The sequence below is a fragment of the Sinobacterium norvegicum genome, from assembly GCF_923077115.1.
Lineage (GTDB): Bacteria > Pseudomonadota > Gammaproteobacteria > Pseudomonadales > Sinobacteriaceae > Sinobacterium > Sinobacterium norvegicum.
In genome coordinates this window covers 491,166-514,436 of record NZ_CAKLPX010000002.1, presented here as the reverse complement: position 1 = coordinate 514,436, position 23,271 = coordinate 491,166, and the positions used below count along the sequence as shown (strand labels likewise).

21 protein-coding genes and 1 pseudogene are annotated in these 23,271 nt (G+C 47.6%); 11 read left to right on the top strand and 11 right to left on the bottom strand.

Annotated features, from left to right (window positions below):
- The 4 genes from L9P87_RS11345 to L9P87_RS11330 form a co-directional block, all read right to left on the bottom strand.
- Nucleotides 1–471, bottom strand: a complete 471-nt coding sequence (locus L9P87_RS11345; RefSeq protein ID WP_237444859.1) for a hypothetical protein — start codon at nt 469–471, stop codon at nt 1–3.
- On the bottom strand, nt 468–677 hold the full coding sequence (locus tag L9P87_RS11340; RefSeq protein ID WP_068642664.1) for a helix-turn-helix transcriptional regulator: 210 nt from the start codon (nt 675–677) through the stop codon (nt 468–470). The genes L9P87_RS11345 and L9P87_RS11340 overlap by 4 nt, the downstream gene beginning before the upstream one ends.
- Nucleotides 678–880: 203 nt before the next feature.
- Nucleotides 881–1,822, bottom strand: a complete 942-nt coding sequence (locus tag L9P87_RS11335) for a hypothetical protein (protein ID WP_237444858.1) — start codon at nt 1,820–1,822, stop codon at nt 881–883.
- Complete coding sequence (locus L9P87_RS11330; protein ID WP_237444857.1) at nt 1,819–2,994, bottom strand: hypothetical protein; 1,176 nt, start codon at nt 2,992–2,994, stop codon at nt 1,819–1,821. Before L9P87_RS11330 ends, L9P87_RS11335 begins: the two co-directional genes overlap by 4 nt.
- Before the next feature lie 165 nt (nt 2,995–3,159).
- On the opposite strand from L9P87_RS11330, the gene L9P87_RS11325 reads away from it, so the two are divergent.
- The 10 genes from L9P87_RS11325 to L9P87_RS11275 all read left to right on the top strand — a co-directional run bounded on the left by L9P87_RS11325 (nt 3,160) and on the right by L9P87_RS11275 (nt 15,583).
- Nucleotides 3,160–3,480 (top strand): helix-turn-helix domain-containing protein, encoded by a 321-nt coding sequence (locus tag L9P87_RS11325; RefSeq protein WP_237444856.1) that lies wholly within the window; start codon nt 3,160–3,162, stop codon nt 3,478–3,480.
- Nucleotides 3,465–4,397: an ImmA/IrrE family metallo-endopeptidase gene (locus L9P87_RS11320; RefSeq protein WP_237444855.1), complete on the top strand. Its 933-nt coding sequence runs from the start codon at nt 3,465–3,467 to the stop codon at nt 4,395–4,397. Before L9P87_RS11325 ends, L9P87_RS11320 begins: the two co-directional genes overlap by 16 nt.
- A 5-nt stretch (nt 4,398–4,402) precedes the next feature.
- A complete protein-coding gene (locus L9P87_RS11315; RefSeq protein WP_237444854.1) occupies nt 4,403–5,077 on the top strand; it encodes a hypothetical protein in 675 nt (224 codons plus the stop codon).
- Nucleotides 5,078–5,407: 330 nt separating this feature from the next.
- The gene (locus L9P87_RS11310) at nt 5,408–5,899 is read left to right on the top strand and encodes a DUF2924 domain-containing protein (protein WP_290368503.1); all 492 of its coding nucleotides are present in this window, start codon (nt 5,408–5,410) and stop codon (nt 5,897–5,899) included.
- Nucleotides 5,899–7,245, top strand: coding sequence for a recombinase family protein (locus tag L9P87_RS11305; protein WP_237444852.1), 1,347 nt, complete (start codon nt 5,899–5,901; stop codon nt 7,243–7,245). Before L9P87_RS11310 ends, L9P87_RS11305 begins: the two co-directional genes overlap by 1 nt.
- Nucleotides 7,242–7,760, top strand: a complete 519-nt coding sequence (locus L9P87_RS11300) for a hypothetical protein (protein ID WP_237444851.1) — start codon at nt 7,242–7,244, stop codon at nt 7,758–7,760. Before L9P87_RS11305 ends, L9P87_RS11300 begins: the two co-directional genes overlap by 4 nt.
- A 127-nt stretch (nt 7,761–7,887) precedes the next feature.
- Entirely contained in the window at nt 7,888–8,697 is an 810-nt protein-coding gene (locus tag L9P87_RS11295; RefSeq protein ID WP_237444850.1) for a type IV toxin-antitoxin system AbiEi family antitoxin, read from the top strand.
- A gap of 12 nt (nt 8,698–8,709) precedes the next feature.
- A complete protein-coding gene (locus L9P87_RS11290; RefSeq protein ID WP_237444849.1) occupies nt 8,710–9,645 on the top strand; it encodes a nucleotidyl transferase AbiEii/AbiGii toxin family protein in 936 nt (311 codons plus the stop codon).
- Between the two features lie 27 nt (nt 9,646–9,672).
- Complete coding sequence (locus L9P87_RS11285) at nt 9,673–13,110, top strand: TM0106 family RecB-like putative nuclease (protein ID WP_237444848.1); 3,438 nt, start codon at nt 9,673–9,675, stop codon at nt 13,108–13,110.
- Between the two features lie 529 nt (nt 13,111–13,639).
- A complete protein-coding gene (locus tag L9P87_RS11275) occupies nt 13,640–15,583 on the top strand; it encodes a RecQ family ATP-dependent DNA helicase (RefSeq protein ID WP_237444846.1) in 1,944 nt (647 codons plus the stop codon).
- 23 nt (nt 15,584–15,606) lie between these two features.
- Here L9P87_RS11275 and L9P87_RS11270 read toward each other — a convergent pair whose 3' ends face one another.
- The 7 genes and pseudogenes from L9P87_RS11270 to L9P87_RS11245 all read right to left on the bottom strand — a co-directional run bounded on the left by L9P87_RS11270 (nt 15,607) and on the right by L9P87_RS11245 (nt 22,258).
- Nucleotides 15,607–15,963 (bottom strand): sirohydrochlorin chelatase, encoded by a 357-nt coding sequence (locus L9P87_RS11270; RefSeq protein WP_237444845.1) that lies wholly within the window; start codon nt 15,961–15,963, stop codon nt 15,607–15,609.
- 145 nt (nt 15,964–16,108) lie between these two features.
- The gene (locus L9P87_RS11265) at nt 16,109–16,657 is read right to left on the bottom strand and encodes a lipocalin family protein (RefSeq protein WP_237444844.1); all 549 of its coding nucleotides are present in this window, start codon (nt 16,655–16,657) and stop codon (nt 16,109–16,111) included.
- The gene (locus tag L9P87_RS11260) at nt 16,654–17,523 is read right to left on the bottom strand and encodes a MerR family transcriptional regulator (RefSeq protein WP_237444843.1); all 870 of its coding nucleotides are present in this window, start codon (nt 17,521–17,523) and stop codon (nt 16,654–16,656) included. The genes L9P87_RS11265 and L9P87_RS11260 overlap by 4 nt, the downstream gene beginning before the upstream one ends.
- Nucleotides 17,524–17,678: 155 nt before the next feature.
- Nucleotides 17,679–18,770, bottom strand: coding sequence for an FMN-binding glutamate synthase family protein (locus L9P87_RS11255; RefSeq protein WP_290368506.1), 1,092 nt, complete (start codon nt 18,768–18,770; stop codon nt 17,679–17,681).
- A gap of 345 nt (nt 18,771–19,115) precedes the next feature.
- A pseudogene (locus L9P87_RS17870) lies at nt 19,116–19,253 on the bottom strand (CDGSH iron-sulfur domain-containing protein); the annotation flags it as partial.
- A gap of 396 nt (nt 19,254–19,649) precedes the next feature.
- Entirely contained in the window at nt 19,650–21,131 is a 1,482-nt protein-coding gene (locus L9P87_RS11250) for an AAA family ATPase (RefSeq protein WP_237444841.1), read from the bottom strand.
- A 680-nt stretch (nt 21,132–21,811) separates the two neighbouring features.
- Nucleotides 21,812–22,258 carry a PACE efflux transporter gene (locus L9P87_RS11245; RefSeq protein WP_237444840.1) on the bottom strand — a complete coding sequence of 149 codons (447 nt, stop codon included), beginning with the start codon at nt 22,256–22,258 and terminating at the stop codon, nt 21,812–21,814.
- A gap of 106 nt (nt 22,259–22,364) precedes the next feature.
- On the opposite strand from L9P87_RS11245, the gene L9P87_RS11240 reads away from it, so the two are divergent.
- Nucleotides 22,365–23,270 (top strand): LysR family transcriptional regulator, encoded by a 906-nt coding sequence (locus L9P87_RS11240; protein ID WP_237444839.1) that lies wholly within the window; start codon nt 22,365–22,367, stop codon nt 23,268–23,270.
- Nucleotide 23,271: the final 1 nt, after the last annotated feature.

Here is a 23,271-nt window from a genome sequence, read left to right as displayed (position 1 = left end):
TTATTGCTCCTTTGCATGGCTGAGGCGGAAGGTGGGCTTGCCGGTTTTTAATGTCCGAGCGGGTTCAAAAACGGTTCGAAGGTTTTCAGGCCAAGCGGTGTATTTGCGCTCAGCCACCTTGTAAGTGATGTCCAAGAATTCAGCTGGGTTATCGCCACTGGCAGAAATTCGCTGTGCGATTTCAGATAATTGCGATTGGTCCCAGACAGGCTTTTTCGGAAGGTCAGATGACACTCGCACACCCTCGTCATCAAAGTTGACAGTTCCGGTGTCTTTGCCAAGTTGAGTTCTTAACTCACTAACTTTTGGGTCGTATTTCATGGCAATTGCGCCATCGACCCAGTCTTTAAGTTCTTTGGCATTGCGAAGGTAGTTGGCCGCTTCAGCCTGAACACGCATCAATTCAGCAGCAGTCATACCTGCCAACTCGCCGATGCTCATGGCTTGTGCTTGTTCTAGAGAAAGACTCATGCGTCACCTCCAGCTACACGCTCAGAGGTACTCTTGCGAAGACAGTCGTGTTCATAGGCCTCGACGTCTTCGAGGCGGTACATCACGCGACCTTGCAGTTTGAGAAAAACGGGGCCGATGCCTTCAGAGCGCCAGCGCTCCAATGTGGCTTCGCTGACGCCCCAGCGGTTGGCTAATTGCCGTTGGTTCATATGATTTACACTCACGTTGCACTCCTGATGGTTATTGCGAAAACGTGAGGTAATGATGTGCTTCGGTAGGTTAGGATCCGTTTAGGGGGAAGTTAGGTAAGAGGTTAGGAAGGGATAATTTCTTGGTGATTTTTAGCTGCTGGATAAATTCTGCGCCCTGAAAACCAAAAAAGGCTGATGCCACGAATGACACCAGCCTTTTGCTGTAAGTTATGGATCTACTCAACTTTCAACCAGCCACAACCGTCTCCGTAGTCAATCACCTTTCGCCATTCGTTTTTACAACCACTGAATGCTTGGCTTATTGTGTTTGACCTTGACTCTGCCGTTTCCAGCAGCACCTCTTTCCTGACCCGAGATTCACCACCTTGCCAAGCCTCGTATAGCTGGCGAATGATTGAGCGATGAATCAATCCATTGAACCTGTAGGTTTCTCCATTCACCACCAGTTCCCCCCCATCTTCAGAGCAATACACCGGGCCGTTCTGGTTTCGCTTAGGAATCCCCAGTCCAAGCAAGTCAGCAATTAACTCTTTGTCGATTGTGCTAACCGCCTCCTCGCCAGGAGAAATCAAGCCCATCAGATCAGTGCATAGTGGCTCCCCCGGGAGATCTGGACCAAAGTGGTGAAATGGTAAATCGGTCAACACCATGGCCGATTTACGTCTAGGAAATATCTGCAAAGCCTGCCTTAGTAGATGCATGGATACGGGAAGATGGGCTCTGCGTACAAACAAAACGGCGAGCTTCCTTTTACCTACCCAGGTATCACCCAAGTCCCAAATGACATCGTGCTGTAAGCTCGCTATTGGCGACCGATCAGATATGTCCAACCAATTGCGCAAAACAGCAAACACTCGCAAAGAGTCGACCTGATAGCGTTGTAAATCCTCCATCGGCACATTCACCCAGCCTGCACCAGCGGAAAAATAACCAAACCCTGGACCGGTAGCATTTGGGATGATGTCGTAGTCACGTCCATCAATGCATACAGACACTGGCGTTGAGCTGACTGGCGTTAACAATCTTGCGGCCAACAGCTCTCTGTATTCATGCCGAGACTTAAATTGCTCTGCAGACAGTTCCATTTTCGGTGTACTCAGCAAATCAAATAGAAGCTCAAGTGCGCTTCTGCTGATATTAAGTGAGGAAGGAATCATGGGTTTATTTCCCGTACTAGCCCCCATTGCTTAAGGTATTTCTCACCAATTAATCGCTCCCGCTCAGTGCGACTGCGCAGATCACAACCATTAGGCAAAGAAATCTTTACGGGCAGGACTTTCTTGCGATTTGATCCTTGTTCAGGTTGAAAACGGATACTTATGACCGCCTGGATTGGCGCGAAAGACTTAGAGGTTAGCGGATTAAAATCACTGAAATGCTCTCTACAGTAGTCGTGAAAATTTACCTCGTTTTTAGCAGGTACTTCAATCTGGATGCGGCCATCGCCCGAGAGGTCTTTCAACTTCAACATCACCAGCTGAACCGAATCAATATGGTCGTCGAGATCCCAATCCAGCCCATGACCATTCAATAACGGATCGAGGCAATATTGCCGAAGTGGAACCTTATCCGCTTCGACCGTCTGTTTGAGCAAATCCTCAGTGAAAGACTTGGCAATTTCCTCGCGACGCTCCCGTTTGGCAGCGACGATCTCCATGGTCCCAGAGTCCGGTGAATAGGTAATCGCATGCTCCGATACCGGTCGACGAATGCGGGAGACAATGTCCTCATCACCTTCAAACTCTAGGTAAGCATCTGGCAGACCTTCCTGGTAGATCATCACTTGCACCACATCTACATCATTCCCGTCGTCATCCAGCAACGAGCGGTCAAAAAGCTCGACCTTGACCTTGTCGCCCAGACCAAACAGTGACTTCATTTTTTCTTTGAAGGTATTCAGTGACACCTGATCTGTATGCAATGGCAGAGATGGAGGGAGCTGGTAACCGCTCCAATTGCGGCCATGCCGGTATTGATCGGCATAACGAATATCCTCGGCATGACGAAACCTATCCGGCTCGTGGAGGTAAACCCAGCGACTTCGTTCCAGCGCAGACTCCATCTGACTCAATTGTGAAGTATTGGTGACCGCGCTTAGCAAGGCAGCCTGACCAATCTCGTCCGCCATCTGGTTTATGCGCTCGGCATCAATCCTCAATCGAGCCTGATCCTCAGCTGGCAGATGATCCAACAATTGGATGACATTACTGGCGACAGTGGCTTGATCTTGCGACCAGTCAACCCCAGAAACAGCAATGTTCTTGTTGGTGAAATACTCATGCAGCCCCTGAGCTGATGAGTGGCGGATAAAGTTACGAACGATTGGCATAGGCACAATTCCTCAATATAAGCGATAAACGGCAAACTCTCGGCATTCAATTACAGAAAGTTCAAGATAGCGAACTTATATAATATGGGCGCTTATATTTCTTTTCAAGTAAAAAAAGTAAGTCTATAATGAACTTTTTACGCGATTCACTAAGGAGGCAATGCCGTGGCCAACGTATTAGGGGCCAAAATTAAAGAGCTCCGCAAAGAAAAAGCCCTTACATTAGAACAGCTTGCGGAGAAAATAGGTTCAGGGAAAAGCTATATCTGGGAGATTGAAAATAAAGGTGTAAAACGCCCATCTGCCGAAAAATTAGCCGCTATAGCCAAAGCACTGGATGTTACAACTGACTATCTGATTGACGACACACAAACAGAAGTCTCTGACGATCTAGAAAAAGAAGTATTTTACCGGAAGCTGGGACAACTCGACAAAGGGGACCAAGATCGAATAATGGATATGATAGACGCATGGAGCAAGAAGTAGTGTCAGAGAAAAAATCCCCTCACAAGGAAGCCAACCGAGTTACTCGGCTTTTAGATACGGCGCTTCCCGAGCCTGTTCGATTTCCTGTCAATGTGGAAATGGTGGCAAAAGACCTCACGCCATCATTTAACCAGGACCCAATTACTGCAGTTAATGGCGGTAGCATGGGCTCTTCGATCGATGGAATGCTAGTCAAACATGACGCCAAAGACGAATGGGCTATTTTCTACAACACCGACGTCGTCCATCCAGGGAGAACAAATTTCACTCTCGCACATGAATTGGGCCACTACATGGTTCACCGGCAAGCATTGAACAAAACCAAGTTCGAATGTGGCGAAGAAGACATGCTGGACGAAAACCAACAAGGTATTGATATCGAAGCAGAAGCTAATGCCTTCGCCGCCAACTTACTGATGCCTAACCACGACTTCCGCGCACAAGCCGATGGTCAAAAATTTAGTATCGACCTAATGCAGCACTGTGCTAATCGCTACGGCGTATCGTTAACTGCGGCAGTGCTAAAGTGGCTCGATTTCACAAAGAAACGCGCTATCGGCCTGCTGTCTGAAGAAGGCTTTATGCATTGGTCAAAATCGAGCAACAGCGCTTTTCGTTCTGGCCGTTACTTCGCCACAAAGAAAAACTGTGTTGAAATCCCAGAATTATCGTTAGCGGCGGAAGAGCAGTATTCAGCAGAAGCTAGAAATGGCGTCAGGCATGGGCCAGATATTTGGTTTCCCGGCGAAGAAGTTATCGAGCACAGCATTTACTCTGAGGAGTACCGTAAGACCCTAACCATCCTTGTTCTAGATGATGCAGGCGGATACAGCGACCCGGGTGATTTCAGCGAAGAAGATGAGCTGCTTACTGATTCGTACACTAACTTTATTAACAACGGACAGAATCCCTACTAACCATTATGCGAGACTCCTACGAACGCTTTTTCTCACAAGGCTATATTTCGAAAGACCAATTTTTCGAATTCGGCCTAAGTGAAACCATTTACGCCCCTTTGGATAAAGCCGAGGTGGCTTGGCAAGAGTTGAAGCATAGAATTCAAAACAACCAGCAGGTATTTATTCGCGGCTTTGGACGAAATTCAAACGGCACACATTTATTTCAAGCATTCTATGCTGATGTCCTTTCGAACAACCAAGTTACCGTTGATCCAACCAATAATGCTCAACCAACAAAATTGATCCGGGACTTAACGGGTTATTCAAAGACAAAAAGCAGTAAACATGAGCCAATCCAGAATTATCAAATCTCGCATATTTTTGGCAGAACCAAAAACGTATTCGCCTTTACCGCACCTTGGAATATCGTCTACATGCCTAAAATGCTGGATCCTTTTACCGGTCATGAAGCAAAAGGAGCAATGATTGACGAATATAAAGATCGCTTTCAAAGGCAGAGTTTCAATCATTTTGAATCACTTATAACCGATTACAATGGATTGATTACATCCCCTGAGCTGATTGATGCAATTCATGTATACCTCGAAAAAATTGAACAGGATAAAACCCTCAACGATAAAGATGTCATCAAGTTAAGAGCTTCCGTTCTGGAAGAATTAACACCCATTATTCTTTGAGCTTTTAGTGACACCCCAATCACTTACGCATAAGCCCGCATATACCTGATGGCCATTTCGCCACTCTAAACACAGAATATTCAACAGTATTTTGAACATTTAGAGTGGTAAGCAAATGCAACAAACAAACCCATTATCTCCGCACAGAATGCCCCCCGAGCAACGCGTTCATGAGGTCGCTAACATCATCGCTCAAGGCATAATCAGGCTTAGAGCACCCCATTCAAAAAAGGCACAATTATTGGACTCAGATAGCAATGTTTCACTTGCTATGTCTGCCTACCGAAGCGTTCATGGTGAAACAGAGAACGCCAACACTTCGGAGGAAAAATGAGCTCAAACATCATATTCGAACCATCATCGTCAGCAGTTGCGCAAATAGCCCAACTATCAGATATGACAATGGACGAAATTAAATCATTGTGGCGACAACTTTACCGCAAAGAACCACCAACCCATATTCGATCCTTCCTAGAGAAGCGCTTGGCTTTTCGATTGCAAGAAGTCGAATTTAGGCGCGCACATCAAAACTTTGCCGACAAAAACGATCGGCGTATTAATGCCATCGTAAATACAGGCAAGAAGCCTCTGCGAGATCGATACCCAAAACCTATACCAGGAACTGTTCTAAGCCGCATCTACCAAGAAAAGGAACACAAGGTTACCGTCACCCACGACGAACAGTTTGAATTTGAAGGCCGTATTTATAAAAGTCTTTCGGTTGTCGCCAGAGAAATTACTGGCACCCGCTGGTCTGGACCATTGTTCTTTGGCTTAAGAAAAGAAAACCATGAGAAGAAAACAAAGCGGGGTAAAAAATAATGTCAGAACAAATCAAAAAGAGACTTCGCTGTGCAGTCTATACACGAAAGTCCACTGAAGAGGGCCTGGATCAAGATTACAACTCAATCGATGCACAACGCGATGCTGGCCATGCTTACATCGCCAGCCAACGAGCAGAAGGTTGGATTCCCGTTGAAGATGATTATGACGATCCTGCATTTTCAGGCGGCAACATGGATCGCCCTGCGATGAAGCGATTACTTAAAGATATACAGGATGACAAAGTCGATGTCGTGGTGGTTTACAAAATTGATCGATTGACGCGAAGCCTGACTGACTTCTCCAAAATGATTGAAGTGTTCGAACAACATAACACTTCGTTTGTGTCGGTCACTCAGCAATTTAATACCACTAATTCAATGGGTCGGCTGATGCTGAACATTCTCCTTTCATTCGCACAATTTGAAAGAGAGGTGACCGGTGAGCGTATTCGAGACAAGATTACCGCCAGCAAGAAAAAAGGCATGTGGATGGGCGGCATCCCACCGCTGGGGTATGACGTAAAAGATCGACATCTGGTCATTAATCCAAAAGAAGCGAAATTAATTCAACAGGTGTTTAAACGGTTTACAGAGATCGGATCAACAACACTATTGTACAAAGAACTAAGACTAGAAGGCGCAACCAGCAAATCATGGACAACTCAAGACGGGCGCTTCCGCCCTGGCAAACCAATCGACAGAGGCCTTATCTATAAGCTACTGCACAATCGTACTTACCTCGGCGAACTCAGGCACAAAGATCAATGGTACCAAGGCAAGCACGACGCCATAATTGATCAAAAACTTTGGGACGATGTTCACTCCATACTCGCAGTGAATGGCCATAAGCGCGGCAATTATACTCGCGCTAAAATACCATTCCTTCTGAAAGGCATGGTATTCGCCGAAGATGGCCGAGCGCTGACAACTTGGAGCTCAACTAAGAAAAAGAGTGGCCGACGTTATCGCTACTACATTAGCACTCGCGATACTAAGGAATATTCAGGCGCATCAGGTTTACCTAGAATCCCTGCAGCCGAGCTAGAATCAGCTGTAGTTGAACAAATAAGAGGTATTCTCAAAGCACCGCCCGTTACTCAAAAGGTTGCATCTATCGTACAGGAGAAAAACTACGATATTGATGAAGCCCAAGTTACCGTCGCGCTTAACAAGATCAATAACGTTTGGGAGCAATTATTCCCTGATGAGCAATCTCGCATCATTAAATTGATGGTCGAAAAAATCATCGTCAAGCCAGACAATATTGATATTCGCCTTTGGGAAAATGGTATAGAACGACTTGCCTTAGAAATTACTGACTCAGCTAAACAGGAGGTCGCATGACAAATTCTTCTGGAAATAATTTGGACCGCTCTGCGGGCCGCGAAGCGGTGAACCCCAAGGATGGGGTGAACAACAAGGGTAGCGGCTTTAAAATTGAAATGAGTCAGTCAGGTGACTCAAGCGTTGTTGAAGCCAGTAATGGCCAACTCAGTATTTCGGTGCCTATCAATTTAAAACGCCGAAGCGGCCGACAACTAATCACTCTACCAGATGGTTCCTCCCATGAGCCCAGGCCATGGGATACTGATCCAACGCCATTGCAGCTAGCTCTAGCACGCGGCCATTGCTGGCTCGCTATGCTAGAAACCGGCCAAGCTAAATCCCTTAAAGATATTGCAGAGAAAGAAGGCGTCGACAACAGCTACGTGAGCCGAATGGTTAACCTGACTACACTGGCGCCAGATATCGTCGAGGCCATTCTTGACGACCAACTGCCACCGACCGTGACCTTGTTTGATTTGGCAGTAGATCCTCCTAGGTTGTGGAACCAGCAAAGACAAAGACTGCTCGTTTAGCTGAAATCATGCTGGCTAATAGCGCAAAGGTTTAAAATAAAGCGAATAGTTAAACCCAGGGTTTAACTATTGCATATTTTACAAACTGGTTTAATATATATGCTAAAGTTAAACCCTAGGTATAACTATGTCATTAAAGTTAAACTGGCTCATACAAAATACCGCTCCTGGCAATGTGATACTGCAATCTTGGCTAAGCAAGAATGAAGTAAGCCCACAGTTAGCACAAAAGTACGTCAAAAATGGCTGGCTCACTAAATTGCGTTCGGGTGTTTATGCTCGCCCCGGAAAGTCGCCGTCATGGCATAACGCCCTCGATTGCTTGGAAAAGCAGCTTAATGTTCCTGTCCATATAGCAGGTCTTACGAGTTTAACGTATCAGGGGAAGTCTCATTATCTTCAACTGCATGAAAAAAACATATGGCTTGAAGTTCCCCCCCAAACGCCTCTACCTCAGTGGTTTAGAGCATTTCCTGAATACTCATCTCAATTCTCAACAGAGACTCAAGAAAGCACACCAAACTGGCTATTTGTAACAAGCAACAAACTTCTTCAAGACGATCCATCAGATCTAACAGAGATCGAAATAAACGATACTCAGCTGAAAGCAAGCCGAGCGGAACTTGCGGCCTTTGAGCTACTAAATTCTGTACCTTTAAAAATATCATTTGAACACGCAGCTGAAGTTTTCCAAGGACTAACGAGTTTAAGCCCTAGAAAAGTACAGTCGATACTCAACAGAAGTAAGACGATAAAAACAAATAGGCTGTTTCTTTTTCTTGCAAACTATTATGAGCACCCATGGATATCACGCATCGACGAATCACAAATCAAATTAGGAGCTGGAAAACGGCAAGTTGTCGCTGGAGGCACCCTCGACCATCGATACCAAATAACAGTTCCAGATTCATTTCTAACGAAAGAGCATAAACAATAAAGAGACCGCGACATGGACAAAAATTCCCCCTACTACAAACAAGTGGCGCTCCTTATAAACTGCTTACCTTATGTTGCCCAAGAAAACTGTTTTGCATTAAAAGGCGGAACAGCAATAAATCTGTTTGTTAATAATTTCCCGAGGTTATCAGTAGACATCGATTTGGCTTACTTGCCTTTAGAGCCAAGAGTGGAAGCGCTAAAAAATGTTAGAGCGTCATTGGCCAATATAAGAGATAACTTAAATCAAACAAAAAAATTCAACGCAACCATACAAGATAATAAGCCTGACGAAATGCGGATTATTGTTGAGTCCGCTGGTATGGCAAAAGACTCCGCACAAATAAAAATTGAAGTTTCACCAGTTGCAAGAGGTGCTTTACATGACGCGACCTACTGCGATGTTATTGAGCAAGTGGAAGATGAGTTTGGCTTTGCAACTATAAATACTGTCTCAATCCCTGACCTATATGGCGGAAAGCTGTGTGCGGCAATGGATCGTCAACATCCAAGAGACTTATTCGATGTAAAAGTATTACTCGAATCTCGAGGCATTGACCGAGACATATTTATCGGGTTCTTGGCGTATTTGCTATCGCATAACCGTCCAATTTCTGAGGTCATGAACCCCAGATGGAAGGATATTAGTGATGTATTCAACAACGAGTTCGATGGGATGACATTTAAGCCCGTATCACTAGAAGAGCTTCAAACAGTCCCAAGCCTTATGCTGCAGTCACTAAAATCGCAGTTTACTCAGTCAGATTTTGACTTTCTATACTCTTTTAAATCTGGAGAGCCTGACTGGAGCCTGTCGCCTCATAGCCAGATACAAAACTTACCAGCAGTTCAATGGAAACTGCTAAACATACAAAAGATGTCAAGAGATAAACATAAATCAGCATTAGAAACCCTGAATAACACAATGCTTCGTTGGCTTGAGCGCTAGGCATGAATAACAAAGGCATTAACTATCATGTATAAACAACACGGACAGTTTCATTTCTCCCCCTCAGGTCTGACTCGCTACATGGAGAGTCCTTTTGCCTCTTGGATGGATCGGTTTTCGATTGAATACCCAGACCAGGCGCCAGAAAAAGACCCAGCCGATGCTTTGATGAGTTCCCTCGCGCAGAAAGGCTATGCGCACGAGGATGCGCTAGAAACGACCTTTGCTGAACAAGGCCTCGCCGTAGTCAAAATTGAAGGCAAATCAGCAGATGAAAAGCAGGCCAGCACGCTTGAAGCAATGCACCAAGGCGTTGATGTCATCGTACAGGCTCGATTGCAGCTAGTGCCATTTGGTGGGTATGCAGATTTTCTCGTCAAAGTTCAGCATGCTGAAGGCGCTGAACCTAGCTTACTGGGTAATTGGCATTACGAAGTTTGGGATACGAAACTGGCCAACAAGCTGAAGCCAACCTTTGTTATTCAGCTATGTTGTTACGCACAAATGCTCGAATCCATGCAGGGCCGTTTGCCCGAATTTATTACCGTTGCCTTAGGGAATGGCGATCATGAACGCCTGCGAACCAAAGATTATTTCTATTATTATCAAACACTAAAATCTTCATTTGTTACTGATCAAAAAAACTTTGACCCAAGTAAAAGGCCTGATCCTGCCGAATCAAAAAACTGGGGTGACTGGAGTAATTTTGCCGAAGCGTTATTAGTAGAAAAAGACCATCTCTTTCAAGTCGCCACCATTACCAAGAGCCAGATAAAAAAACTGCGCCAGGCTGGTATTAATACAATGCAAGAGCTTACAGATTCAACAGTTGAGCATGTACCTGGCTTCAACCCTGCCGTTCTTGAAAAGCTCAAAGCGCAAGCTGCCATTCAAAAACGCAGCGCAGGCGATGACATTCCTAAGTTTGAAATTATAACGCCAGCGCCTGATGAGAAAATAGGACTAGCGTTACTTCCACCACAATCGCCACTGGATGTGTTTTTTGATATTGAGGGCTATCCGCTCGATGAAGGTGGCTTGGAATACCTTTGGGGAAACACCTACTTTGATGACAATGGTAATCGACAGTTCATCGATTTCTGGGCGCATAATCCTGAGCAGGAAAAGCAATGCTTCCAAGACTTCATTCATTGGGTTTACCAGCGTTGGCAGCGAGACCCAACAATGCATATTTACCATTACGCCAACTATGAAATCGCAGCCTGTCGCAAATTGATGGGGCGGTATGGTGTATGTGAATATGAAGTTGATCAGCTACTTCGCAACGAGGTTTTCGTCGACCTCTACAAAATTGTTAAAGGTGGCGTCCTGTTAGGCGAGCCTCGGTATTCAATCAAGAATGTCGAGCATCTTTATCGCGGAAAGCGTGAAACTGAAGTTGGAAATGGCGGTGACTCGGTTGTGGTCTATGAGCAATGGCGAGAACTTAACCAACGAGGCGAACAGGGTGATACCTGGGAAACATCTAAAATCCTAAACGATATCAGGGATTACAACATTGATGATTGCGACTCAACCCAGGAGCTGGTCGATTGGTTGCGACAACAGCAAGCGAATCATGGCATAAACTATAAGGGTAAAACCGAAGTCACCGAGCCTGATGTCAAAGAAGAAGTAACAGAACGAACGCAGCTGCGTGATCGTCTTCTTGAGCGGGTTTTATCTGAGCTTGAGTCCGATCCAAGAAAAGCGGCATTAACTGAAAACCTTGCATGGGTGCTAGAGTTTCATCGACGAGAAGCGAAACCCATATTCTGGCGTTTATTCGAAAGGCTTGGCTTAAGTCATATTGAATTAATGGACGATCTAGATTGCTTGGCCTGTTGTGAAAGAACTGAGCGTGAGCCCTTTAAACCTACGCCACGAGCGCGCAATATGGCTTATGAATATCGCTTTGATCCCTCCCAGGAATTCAAGGGTGCACAAAAACAATTCTATTTATTGGGGGTTGAAACGGAAGATGGGAACACTGCGAAGGTTACTTTCGTCAGAGATGAAAGCGATCTGGAAAATGGACTGATCGTGCTGCAATCAAAAGAGGAACCACCAACGATTATATCGTTAGTGCCGGATGAGTACGTTAATCCGAATCCGATTCCGCAAGCCATTGACCTAAGTGTTAGCGAATACGAAAGTGGGCAGCTGATTCCTGGCCAATCAGCCATCATCGACTTTCTATCACGATCTAAACCCAGGATAAATGGACACAACGAAGGTCCTATTGCCCCAAGTCACGCCCCCGGAGAAAGGCTTCAACAAATCATTCATGCGATCAGCAATCTTGAATCCAGTTATTTAACTATTCAAGGGCCTCCCGGTGCTGGTAAGTCCTATACCGGAAAACATGTAATTGCTGAACTGATGAAATCAGGTGCACGAGTAGGTATCGCCAGCAATAGTCACAAGGCGATCAACAACCTGTTATTGAGTACAGCAAAATACTGCAAAGAAGAAGGCATCGCTGCGACTTTCTGTTGTACAAAAGATAATGAGCCAGAACTAGTCGATTACGAAGTAGCCATTTTGAAGAACAATGAGCTAGTCAATCATATCCAACCGTCCAGTGTGGTTGGCACCACAGCCTGGGGTTTTGCCCGAGAAGATATGACAGATCAGCTGGACTATCTTTTTGTCGATGAAGCGGGGCAAGTAGCGGTTGCCAATTTAATTGCCATGAGTCGCAGTGCAAGCAACCTTATTTTGATGGGCGACCAGATGCAACTTGGCCAGCCTTCACAGGGCACACACCCGGCCGACAGCGGACTTTCTGTATTGGACTACCTTTTACACGAAACACCCACCATACCCGACGACATGGGCGTGTTTTTGGGCACAACCTACCGAATGCACTCAAAGGTCAACCGCTTCATCAGCGAGCATATTTACGAAGATAAACTGGAGTCACATCCTGATAACGATAAGCGAATTATTGAGGTGCCTGCCGGTTATGATGGACCACTTAACTTCGATGCTGGTGTTACATTTGTGCCAGTCGAGCATGAAGGCAACACTCAAGCTTCCGATGAGGAAGTAGCTGAAATAAAGTCCCTCGCCAACGCTTTGATAGGCAGGACTTTTCATACAGGAAAGTCAGCTCCCGAAACTCGGGCTATAGACTGGAACGACATTTTGTTTGTCGCTCCATACAATCACCAAGTCAGCAAGCTACGCGCTGCATTAGGCGAGCAAGCCAAGGTGGGCAGTGTCGACAAGTTCCAAGGCCAAGAGGCCCCAATTGTGTTCTTGAGCATGTGTGCGAGCGATGCCAGCGAATCACCTCGTGGGCTAGACTTTCTATTCGACAAACATCGCATCAACGTAGCCATATCCAGAGCACAAACGTTAGCGGTAGTGGTGGGAAATCCGAATATCGGTAAAACACCAGTAAATCGAGTCGACCAGCTTAAACTGGTCAATTTGTTTAATGCCATCACTAGGAGTTAACTCCATCCTTAACAGGCTGCGATGTCGACTGCCTCAAGCAGCTTGATTCGTATGCCTCGATGTCTTGCTCTCGATACATTACCCGGCCCCCAAGCTTTAAATATTGAGGGCCTATACCTTCCGAGCGCCACCTCTCTAAAGTAGCTTCGCTGACACACCAGCGATTAGCCAGTTGCCTCTGATTGATGTGGATTACCGTCATAAAAACTCCTTTGTTGGACAATTTGGTAACCACCATGAACGCTCGAAAATACGGATAAAATCAAGCTAATTAGGACTGGTTAAGGGTATAAATATCGATAGGTAATCATAGGTATTTAATGGACTTGTTCAGTTGCGAAAGGGGGAACTGAACCCGCGTCCCGCCCCACCACCAAAAGCCGAAAGCCCCGTAAAATTTCTGTTTTACGGGGCTTTTTCATTTCTAAGCCACCAACAGCTTAAATACCCCCCATTATTTCTTACAAAAGCCCGGTCATTAGCCGCTATACTGATTGGTCACCGTCCACCTCACGCCCTTAGGATAGCTATGACCAGCGAGCTTCATATTGATTTGCACAACAACTTTGGTTTTGACCAGTTTCGACCTGGGCAGGAACAAACCATTAGGCAGTTGCTCAATCATCACTCATCGCTGGCCATATTCCCTACCGGGTCGGGTAAATCTCTGTGCTATCAATTGACGGCGACACTGTTGCCACACCTGACGCTGGTGGTGTCACCGCTGTTAGCGCTGATCAAGGATCAGATCGAGTTCTTATCGTCTAAGGGTATTGCCGCCGCCAGCATCGACAGCACGCTGAGTGCCGATGAGCACCAGCGAGTGATCGGCGACGTCCGTGCCGGTAACACCAAGATTTTGATGGTGTCGGTGGAGCGATTTAAAAACGAGCGCTTCCGAGAGTTTATTAAGTCGGTGCCGCTGTCGATGCTGGTCGTCGATGAGGCTCACTGTATCTCGGAGTGGGGGCATAATTTTCGGCCGGACTATCTCAAACTACCTATTTATCGTCATGAGCTGAATATCCCGCTGGTATTACTGCTGACGGCAACGGCAACGCGCAAAGTTAAAAAAGATATGGCCGTTAAGTTTGGCATCGAACCCGAGCATATCGTGCAGACAGGTTTCTACCGCCACAACCTCGATTTATCCGTCGTGCCCGTAGCCACCGCCGACAAAGACCAGCAGTTACTCAGCCTGGTTCAGCAGCAACAAGGACCGGGGATTATCTATGTTACCCTGCAGCAAACCGCCGAAACAGTTGCCCAGTATCTAACCCGTCACGACGTCTCTGCCGCTGCCTATCACGCCGGCTTTGACAGTGATCATCGACAGCAGATCCAGGCACAATTTATGTCGGACAAGGTGCAGGTGATTGTTGCCACCATTGCCTTTGGCATGGGTATCGATAAGGCCAATATTCGCTTTGTCATGCATTATGATCTGCCCAAATCGATAGAGAATTACAGTCAGGAAATTGGCCGCGCCGGGCGAGATGGCCTTGCTTCGCAGTGCTACACCCTGGCCAATCTTGACGGTATTACCACCGTTGAAAATTTTGTTTACGGCGACACACCCGAACGCGCCGGTATCGACAGCGTGCTTGCCAGTATTCGCAGCGAGACCAAAAATCGTCAGTGGGAGGTGCAGCTTAACCCGTTATCAAACGCCTCAAACATCAAGCAACTGCCATTAAAGACACTGCTGGTACAGTTAGAATTGAGCAACATCATCAAGCCGCTGTACGCGTATTTCGCCGAGTTTAAGCTCAAGCTGCTGCAACCCAAAGACACTATCGTCGCCATGTTCGAGGGCGAGCGCCGGGATTTTATCAGCGCCGTTTTTCAGCACACTCAATTTAAGAAAGTCTGGGGCGAACTCAGTTTCGATCACCTTCTCTCCGGCTACAATTGCGACCGCAGCCGCGTGGTATTGGCGCTGGAATACCTGCAGGAAAAACAGTTGATCATCCTCGAAACCAAGGGTATGACCGAGGTTTTCTCGGTCGATTCAGAGCGGCTTAATCAACCTGATCTGGCCCTGTCACTGCATCAGTACTTTGTCGACAAAGAGGAAAAGGAGGTGCAGCGCATTGCCGCGTTGATTCGCTTTTATGAATTGGACAAATGCCTGAGCAACAACCTCTCTCGCTACTTTGACGACCAGCAATCACCAGCACAATGTGGTCATTGCTCTGTCTGTCGAGGACAGGTGGCCAAGCTCGCATACTCTCAACAACCGACGGTGGTCAGCGACGAGCAGTTGCAAGGCTACGTCCACGAGCTTAAGCAACACCTGCAGGGCAAGACACCACAGCCTTTAAGCCTTGAAAGCTACTGTCGGTTTTTGGCCGGCATCAGCGTACCCTATTTTGGTCGCCACAAAGTTCGTCAGTTAGCGGGCTTTGCCAGCTGTGAAGATCAGCGCTATGCCAACATCAGAGAAAACCTGCAACGCCTGGGCATTCAATAGTCAGGCCCTTTATCCAATGTTTCTTAACACGAGCCACTAATCAATTGCGCCATCGCAACATTGGCACCAATATGCGGCAAGATTGTAACGCCTTTTTCAGGCCACTGTTCCAGCACTGCATTGGCTGCCCTTGGGATATCTTCAACCACGTGATTACCCGCCGACAAAAAGTAGGGCAGCACCACCACCTCGTCGGCCCCCTTAGCCAAACAGTTATTCATGGCTGTACTAATTGATGGGGAAGCAAATTCCAAAAAAGCCACTACCACTTCATCCACCGCCAGCGATGCATTGTCCGACACCCTGGCCGTTAACTCTCTGACCTCCTCATTTGAGGATTCTCGGCGGCTGCCATGGGCGACTATGAGTAAGGTTTTCATTTGTCTGTTACCACTTTTGTTCTACTGGTTTTCTCTGTTGCGGGCTTGGCTTCAGACATTCTCCAAGGGCTGCCCTGACAACGTTCGTAGTTACTACAGCTGGCTAAGCAGCCTCGGCAAGGCAGCCTCTTTGTGATGCTATTCATTACAGTTCCCCCTTAGTTTCACGGGTGTTTTTAACCGCCTTGGACTGGTCGACAAAAATAAGCGCCTCGGTATCAAAGCCTAATTCTGCCATGCGATTAATCAGCTTCGCCTGTAATGCCGCATCGATTTCAGGTGTTCGCGATAACAACCACAGATAAGATTTGTCGCTACTGGTCACCAGTGAGTATTGATAATCTTCACCAAGATCGAAAATAATATAGGCACCATAAAACGGGCCAAAGAACGACACCTTTAAATACCCCGTATCGCTACCATCAACAAAGTATGCTCGCCCCTCGGCTTCATCCCAGCTATCAGACCCTGTATCAAAGCCACGGTTTATAACCCGGACACCGCCCTCATCGTGTAACGAATACTGTGCTGTCACCTGTTGCATGCCTCGTTCAAAAGAGTGATCCAAACGAGCCACCTCATACCATTGCCCTAGATAGCGTTCGAGCTTAAAGTTTTTTACCGGTTCAACACCCTCGGGAACCGACACGCAGCCGGCCAAAATAACAAGCACACATACTATTGCAGCTCTCATGAGTTAACCCCTTTAAGTAAAAAACTCGTACAGTGATTAAGGTCGGAAAAAACCGGGTTTTCGCCCTTAACAGCCGCTAGAATAGCGGCTGTGCCGCAGAGAAAAAATTGATTGTTCTGCGCTATTGCCACCGACGCAACCTCTCCTTCGTCTTTTCGCCAAACACCATCTTGGTAAAAAACAGTGGTAACGTTAGTCCGCTGCCCGGTGAGTTCAAGACAATCGTTAAGGGTGACTTCTTGAGAGATTATCTCAACCTTATAATTGGCATCGGATAACTCCATTGCCATCAAACACAGGCGCCAAATTGGTGTATTTGGCCCGTACATCAAACAGATCACTGGACGTTGATCGTTTCTCACAGTGAAATTCAGTCGAAACAAGGTGTAGCGAAGTAACTCGCTCTCTGCAAACAGCAGCGACGCCTTACTCGGCAGGTTTGTCAGCCGTTCAAAGGCTGGCTCAACCAACTGCTCTCGGCAAACATTGGCCGGATAGTTTAAGAAGAATTCATCGATGACCGGCTCAATGCGGCTGGCCGAGAAAGCACCGATGGTTGCAATCAGTTTATCCACAGAGGCTGACCAATCATTACCACCAGTCATGACCTCCGCAGATGACTGCTCACTCAACAATGGCTTCACCTTGGTAAGAGGGACACCACGAGACACCAGCGAGAGTATCTTTTCAACCGTTGCGACATCGGCCTCGCTGTATAATCGGTGTCCCTTGGATGTTCGCTGTGGCTTTAGCAGGCCATATCGACGCTCCCAGGCCCTTAGCGTGACGGTATTAACACTGGTTTTTGCACTTAAATCCCTGATTGGGAATACATTTTCTCTATCAGCAGCTGTTTCTTCAGACATGTTTTCAGGCCTATTATGGCAACATCAGTTACGGCAATTATTGTACAGATATCATTCCCGTACAAGAAAAAGTTATACATTATTTAATCATGTACAACCCTATAGCCCTAACTTTTCCCTGCCTAATAGCAATAATCTGCACCCAACCGGCGCCCTCATTTATCGACCCGGCCAACGCCAGAGAATTTCACACCGGATAATAGCGCCATGTCGCGCTGCCAGGTGGCCAAGTCATCCTGCGTAAATTTAGCCAGCGAGTTATGTCCACAGGCCCTGGCCATTACCTGCATTAGCTCCGTCGACGCCTGGAAAAAATTTGCCAATTGCTGCGCTGATTTATCGACATTTAAACGCTGACGCAAATCCTGCTTTTGCGTGGCAATACCTGCTGGGCAATTATTGGTATTGCATATTCTCGCCGCCACACAGCCTATCGATTGCATTGCGCTATTAGAGATAGCAACCCCGTCGGCACCCAGTGCCAAGGCTTTGACAAAATCGATGGGGACGCGCAGGCCGCCGGTAATAATCAAGGTGACTCGTCCACTGGCCCCTTGTTTATCCAAGTATTGGCGGGCACGGGCAAGTGCAGGAATAGTCGGAACACTGATGTGGTCGCGAAACATTTCCGGTGCCGCACCTGTACCGCCACCGCGACCATCCAGAATAATATAATCGGCGCTGGCATCTAAGGCGAACTGAATATCTGCCTCTATATGATTGGCACTGAGTTTAAAGCCGATTGGAATGCCGCCGGTGATTTCACGGATTCTATCTGCGAATTTTTTAAAATCATCTTCGCTGTGCAAATCCCTAAATGTAGGTGGTGATATGGCCGGGGTACCCTCTTCTATTCCTCGTACCTGCGATATTTTACCAATGTTTTTATTACCCGGTAGGTGTCCCCCGGTACCCGTTTTAGCCCCCTGTCCGCCTTTAAAATGGAAGGCCTGCACCTTTTTTAGTTTTTCTTCATCATAGCCAAAACCAGCACTGGCTAACTCATAAAAATATCGCGAGTTGGCCGCCTGCTCCTCCGGCAACATGCCTCCTTCGCCGGAGCAGATACCGGTTCCGGCCAACTCAGCCCCCTTCGACAAGGCTATTTTGGCCTCCTCTGACAAGGCACCAAAGCTCATATCTGAGACAAACAAGGGAATGCTCAGTCGCAACGGTTTTTTCGCCTGCGGGCCAATCACTAGCTCAGTACTGACGGCGACATCTTCCTGTAGTGGCTGACGGGCCATCTGCGCCACCATTAATTGTAAATCATCCCAGTGCGGTAATTGATCTCGAGGGACCCCCATCGCCGTCATGGGGCCATGATGCCCTACTGTCGACAAACCCTCTCTTGCCAGTTGATGAATAAACGTCACCGTAGGCTCTTCCTTGGTTGCCACCGCCACCGGCATGGCGCCAGCCTGGGCCTGTACGCCCGGTCCCTCTTTACCCACCTGCCCCGGCGCGAACTGCTTATGGCTGCCATCACAAAAAGGGCTGCTGCCTGTGTGCTTACACTGGCACAGGTAAGCATCACCACTGTCTTCAGCCGTGAAAGCCTGGGGCTTAAAATCCGTACCAGCATGTGAGCCGTCGCAGAATGGCTGGCTGCTCGAACGGCCACAGACACAGAAGTAATATTCTTCGCCCTGGTTGAGATCCACTTTGACGGGTTTGTTATCGGCAATAATAGGCTTATCCATGGTTGCTCCTATTGGGTGATTAACAACAAGGGGGTTGTTCTGCTACCGCATCGTTCCGCGGTGAATAAAAAGCATAGCAGTTCGCGGGCCCAGTATTTTCGACACGCCTTGCCTTTAAGCTGGCAAAAAAAAGCCCGCAAACTTTCATTTGCGGGCTTAGACCTTCAAAGGCTGTCTACTCACTGTCAAAGTCAACCTGACAGCCGAGGCCTGCACATTACCAACATGCTCGCCATCCATCAACACGCTATCGGCCTTATCGACAATGCATAATACAGTCCTCTCAGCATCAATGGCAGAGGCTCTACCGCTGCTGTAGAGTCAACCTAATCGTCGGTTGGTCGTGCTGCTGCAGTACTCATTGACCTTTTAAACAATCAAATACCCACTGGTTATTCGCGCAGATGATTGACATAAATCAAGCTATGCTCGAACCGCCCTGTTAGCAGCCCAGCGACGCAATACTGCAACCTGTTCAGCCATGGTCACACTGAGGGGGTTTGTCTTGTTTATTTCAAGCTCAAGCAAGGCCGTGGTTAACACCTGCTGTTGCGCGGCGGCAGTATAGAGCGCCGATACGATTAACTGCTCAATTTCAGCACCGGTAAATCCCTCGCTGCAGGCCGCCAAGCGCTGGCAATCGATTGCAGCAACGCTCTGCTGACGTTTTTTAAGATGAATCTCGAAGATCGTGCGGCGCACATCGTCATCGGGTAAATCGACAAAAAATATTTCATCAAAACGGCCCTTGCGCACCAACTCTGCCGGCAGCTCTGCGATATTGTTAGAGGTTGCCACCATAAACACCGGCGAATTTCGCTCGGCCATCCACGTTAACAAAGTACCCAATAGGCGCCGACCCACACCATCCTCGTCACTACTCGACAGGCCTTTTTCCAACTCATCCATCCACAACACACAGGGCCCCATCACATCTGCCAGCGCTAACGCCTGGCGTAGGTTTCGCTCCGATTCGCCGATGTATTTGTTGTACAACTGAGCAAAGTCCAGCCGCAGCAAGGGTATGCTCCATAACCCTGCCACGGCCTTGGCCGCCAGACTTTTACCGCCACCCTGAACACCGAGTAGCAAAATACCCTTGGGTTGATCGATGCTCGGTGCCGCTTCATCGCCAGCAATAAAGGACGAGCGGCGCTGGTCAAGCCATTGACGTAGGTTGTCGAGGCCGCCCACATCGGCAAATTTTTCTGTATCGTATTCATAACTGAGGATGCTGTCCAAATCCATCAACGAAAACTTGGCCTTGCCAACTTCCGGTATATCCTCATCAGTAATGGCACCGTCGTCGCAGATAGCCCCCTTGATTAGGCGCCGAGTATCCTCGTAGGTCATACCCTGCAAATTGTGGATTAACTTATTCAGCGTCGCATTATCGGTCCTGACCTTGGCGCCTTGATTATTGCCTGCCCAAGCCTTGGCCTCCTCCATCAAAATACTGCGAATCTCGGCATCGCTGGGTAGGGACAATTGAAAATATGCACTGTAGCGGCTGAGTTCAGCCGGCAATTCTAGCTGATGACTAAGCAACACAACAGTCTGCTTGGCCGTGGCGTACTGTAGTGCGATCTCTTTCAGCAGCCGTACAATTTTTGGTGCATTGGTTAAATAGGGATGAAAATCACAGAGTACAAATAACGCCGGTTGCTGACTGGCCTTTATATGGCGCAACACCTCTTCCGGCTCACAGCAATCGACCGCCAAATCGGCACCAAACCCAAAGCGCTGAACCCCCTCGGTAACCGACCAACTATAAACAGGTATACCCTGTTTAATGCCTACCTGGGTTAGCAATTGCAAGGACCGGGCTTCTTCATGGGTTTCCAATCGAATAATCGGGATATCAGAACGAATAATTAGGTTTAAATCTTGGCTGTCCTTTAACACCTTGCGGCCTCATATTTCACAGTTAAATTAAATCAATAGATTATAGAGCGGCCAATCTAACAAAATAGGTATAACTCACAGCAGATTGGGTACAACTGCGAATAGGTTTTGCCGCTAAAATGTCGATAATAGATCCCGCAACACAGGTAAGTGTTGCTCCAACATCCAAGGTTTTTTTGCCGCCAAAGCCTTTGCTTTAGCGGCTTTTTTTTATCTGTTATTCCATATTCTACGAGCACATAAAGGCTGCTATCGCGACAGTCTAATTCCCACGCTGACCCTATTTAAACGTTAAACATACGAATGATCAACATGTTAGATCCCCAGCGCCAGACTCGAGCACGGTGCGGTCTGTACCGTGACAGCCAACGCCCTGCAGTTATGCCATTTATCTATAAGATAACGTTCTGTTTCAATCTAAACTTAAGAGATAAATATAATAGCGACGACATCAGCCAAGGCAACCGTCCCCTGCTCTATGTGGTAGTGGTATTATAGGATTAGTCGATTATGTTTAAGCTGCTCGTACTCTCCCTGACATTCTGCATCACTGCAGCCCCCGTCAACCAATAACACAGCAACAGCCCAGATATAATTTTCATCCCTGTCTCCCGCCAGCAGCAACCAGCAAAATCATCATGGTGGATTGATTATAGGAGGAATATGGCCACGCCCTTAGATCAGTTAGCTTGCTGGGTAGCGTTCTTACTGACCCATTTAAAGCGGATATGGTCGTAGCAGTAGTTGTACACAATGGCGTAAACCAGAAAGAAAACCACCAGGCCAGCATCGATCAGCAAGGCAGGCCAAAAGGCCAAATCCATCAACACCATGATTAAGGGCACCGTCGCCAGCAACAGCCCAAGTTCGAAAACGACGCCATGCAAGATGCGCAGGGCCAACCCTCGCAGGATGCGTTCATGACCAAAAAGTGCATCGAAACCAAGGTTGTAAATATAGTTCCAGACCATGGCACTCAGCGCCATGGCAACGGCGACCACCGTCATAGTCGCGGTCTCCTCAGTCAGCACCAAGGTTGAAATTGGGATGACAATCAACAGCGCTAATACCTCAAACAAGACGCTGTGAAATATTCGCTCTTTAACCGACATCGATTGCGTCGACATAACCACCTCTACTCTGAATCCGATAACAAATGATAGAAAACGCCTGCTATTCTATAGTTAAAATAGATGGATAAAAGTTAGTTACTATCGCATTTAGTGATAGATTATGATTGATCAGCCCGCGGGAGCGACCATGTACAGCTTGGAACAATTGAAAATATTCACCGAGGTGGCGGCCACCGGTTCTTTCTCGGCCTGCGCCAGAAAACTGTCCAAGGCTCAGTCGGCGATCAGCCAAGCCATCGCCGGCTTAGAAATCGATATCGACACACCACTGTTTGACCGCAGCGCCAGAAAGCCCACGCTCACCCCCGCCGGCGAAAAACTCCTCGGCTATGCGCAGGCGGTATTAAAACAGAGCCAAGAGTTTGGCAATGCCGCCTCCGCACTGGCCAGGGAGCAGGAGGCACAGCTGTCGGTTGTCATCGACAGCGGCTTGATGACAAGCAAATTGCTGGACATCATCAGCGAGCTTAATCGCCGATTCATTGCCACCGAAATCAACATTCATACCCTTGCCAGCCCCGATATCATCGACCATATTACCGCTGGTGCCGCCGACATAGGGCTGATGTTCTGCGATGCCGAATTCGCCAGCAGCATCGATATTTGCTATCTCGGCGACACGCTTTTTTATGCCGTCGCCGCCCCCGGCCACCCTCTGTCTGCAATGACCTCGATCAATAGCGGGGATTTAATGCCTTACCAGCAACTGCTTATTCACAGCAGTCGCGGTGAATACCTGGCCCACTTCTCACCGATCGCCACCAAGCGGTTGCATTGCGACAACTTTGACAGTCTGCAGCAGCTCACCCGCCTGGGGCTGGGCTGGAGCTATCTCCCCTGTCATATGGCCGATGAGGATATTGCTAACGGTAAACTCTGCCAGCTGCCTGTTAGCTTTGATTACAAACCCTGGCGCGCGCCAGTGGAACGCGTACGCGCCAATCACGGCACGGTGGGCCCGGCACTTAGCTGGCTCGACAGTGCCCTCAAGACACTGTTCGACTAGC

Coding starts and splice junctions, on each gene's coding strand:
- L9P87_RS11305 (WP_237444852.1), top strand. CDS start 5,899: ATGTCAGAACAAATCAAAAAGAGACTTCGCTGTGCAGTCTATACACGA.
- L9P87_RS11255 (WP_290368506.1), bottom strand. CDS start 18,770: ATGGCCCGTCAGCCACTACAGGAAGATGTCGCCGTCAGTACTGAGCTA.
- L9P87_RS11335 (WP_237444858.1), bottom strand. CDS start 1,822: ATGATTCCTTCCTCACTTAATATCAGCAGAAGCGCACTTGAGCTTCTA.
- L9P87_RS11315 (WP_237444854.1), top strand. CDS start 4,403: ATGCGAGACTCCTACGAACGCTTTTTCTCACAAGGCTATATTTCGAAA.
- L9P87_RS11270 (WP_237444845.1), bottom strand. CDS start 15,963: ATGAAAACCTTACTCATAGTCGCCCATGGCAGCCGCCGAGAATCCTCA.
- L9P87_RS11290 (WP_237444849.1), top strand. CDS start 8,710: ATGGACAAAAATTCCCCCTACTACAAACAAGTGGCGCTCCTTATAAAC.
- L9P87_RS11295 (WP_237444850.1), top strand. CDS start 7,888: ATGTCATTAAAGTTAAACTGGCTCATACAAAATACCGCTCCTGGCAAT.
- L9P87_RS11300 (WP_237444851.1), top strand. CDS start 7,242: ATGACAAATTCTTCTGGAAATAATTTGGACCGCTCTGCGGGCCGCGAA.
- L9P87_RS11245 (WP_237444840.1), bottom strand. CDS start 22,258: ATGTCGACGCAATCGATGTCGGTTAAAGAGCGAATATTTCACAGCGTC.
- L9P87_RS11260 (WP_237444843.1), bottom strand. CDS start 17,523: ATGTCTGAAGAAACAGCTGCTGATAGAGAAAATGTATTCCCAATCAGG.
- L9P87_RS11275 (WP_237444846.1), top strand. CDS start 13,640: ATGACCAGCGAGCTTCATATTGATTTGCACAACAACTTTGGTTTTGAC.
- L9P87_RS11285 (WP_237444848.1), top strand. CDS start 9,673: ATGTATAAACAACACGGACAGTTTCATTTCTCCCCCTCAGGTCTGACT.
- L9P87_RS11330 (WP_237444857.1), bottom strand. CDS start 2,994: ATGCCAATCGTTCGTAACTTTATCCGCCACTCATCAGCTCAGGGGCTG.
- L9P87_RS11265 (WP_237444844.1), bottom strand. CDS start 16,657: ATGAGAGCTGCAATAGTATGTGTGCTTGTTATTTTGGCCGGCTGCGTG.
- L9P87_RS11345 (WP_237444859.1), bottom strand. CDS start 471: ATGAGTCTTTCTCTAGAACAAGCACAAGCCATGAGCATCGGCGAGTTG.
- L9P87_RS11320 (WP_237444855.1), top strand. CDS start 3,465: ATGGAGCAAGAAGTAGTGTCAGAGAAAAAATCCCCTCACAAGGAAGCC.
- L9P87_RS11240 (WP_237444839.1), top strand. CDS start 22,365: ATGATTGATCAGCCCGCGGGAGCGACCATGTACAGCTTGGAACAATTG.
- L9P87_RS11310 (WP_290368503.1), top strand. CDS start 5,408: ATGAGCTCAAACATCATATTCGAACCATCATCGTCAGCAGTTGCGCAA.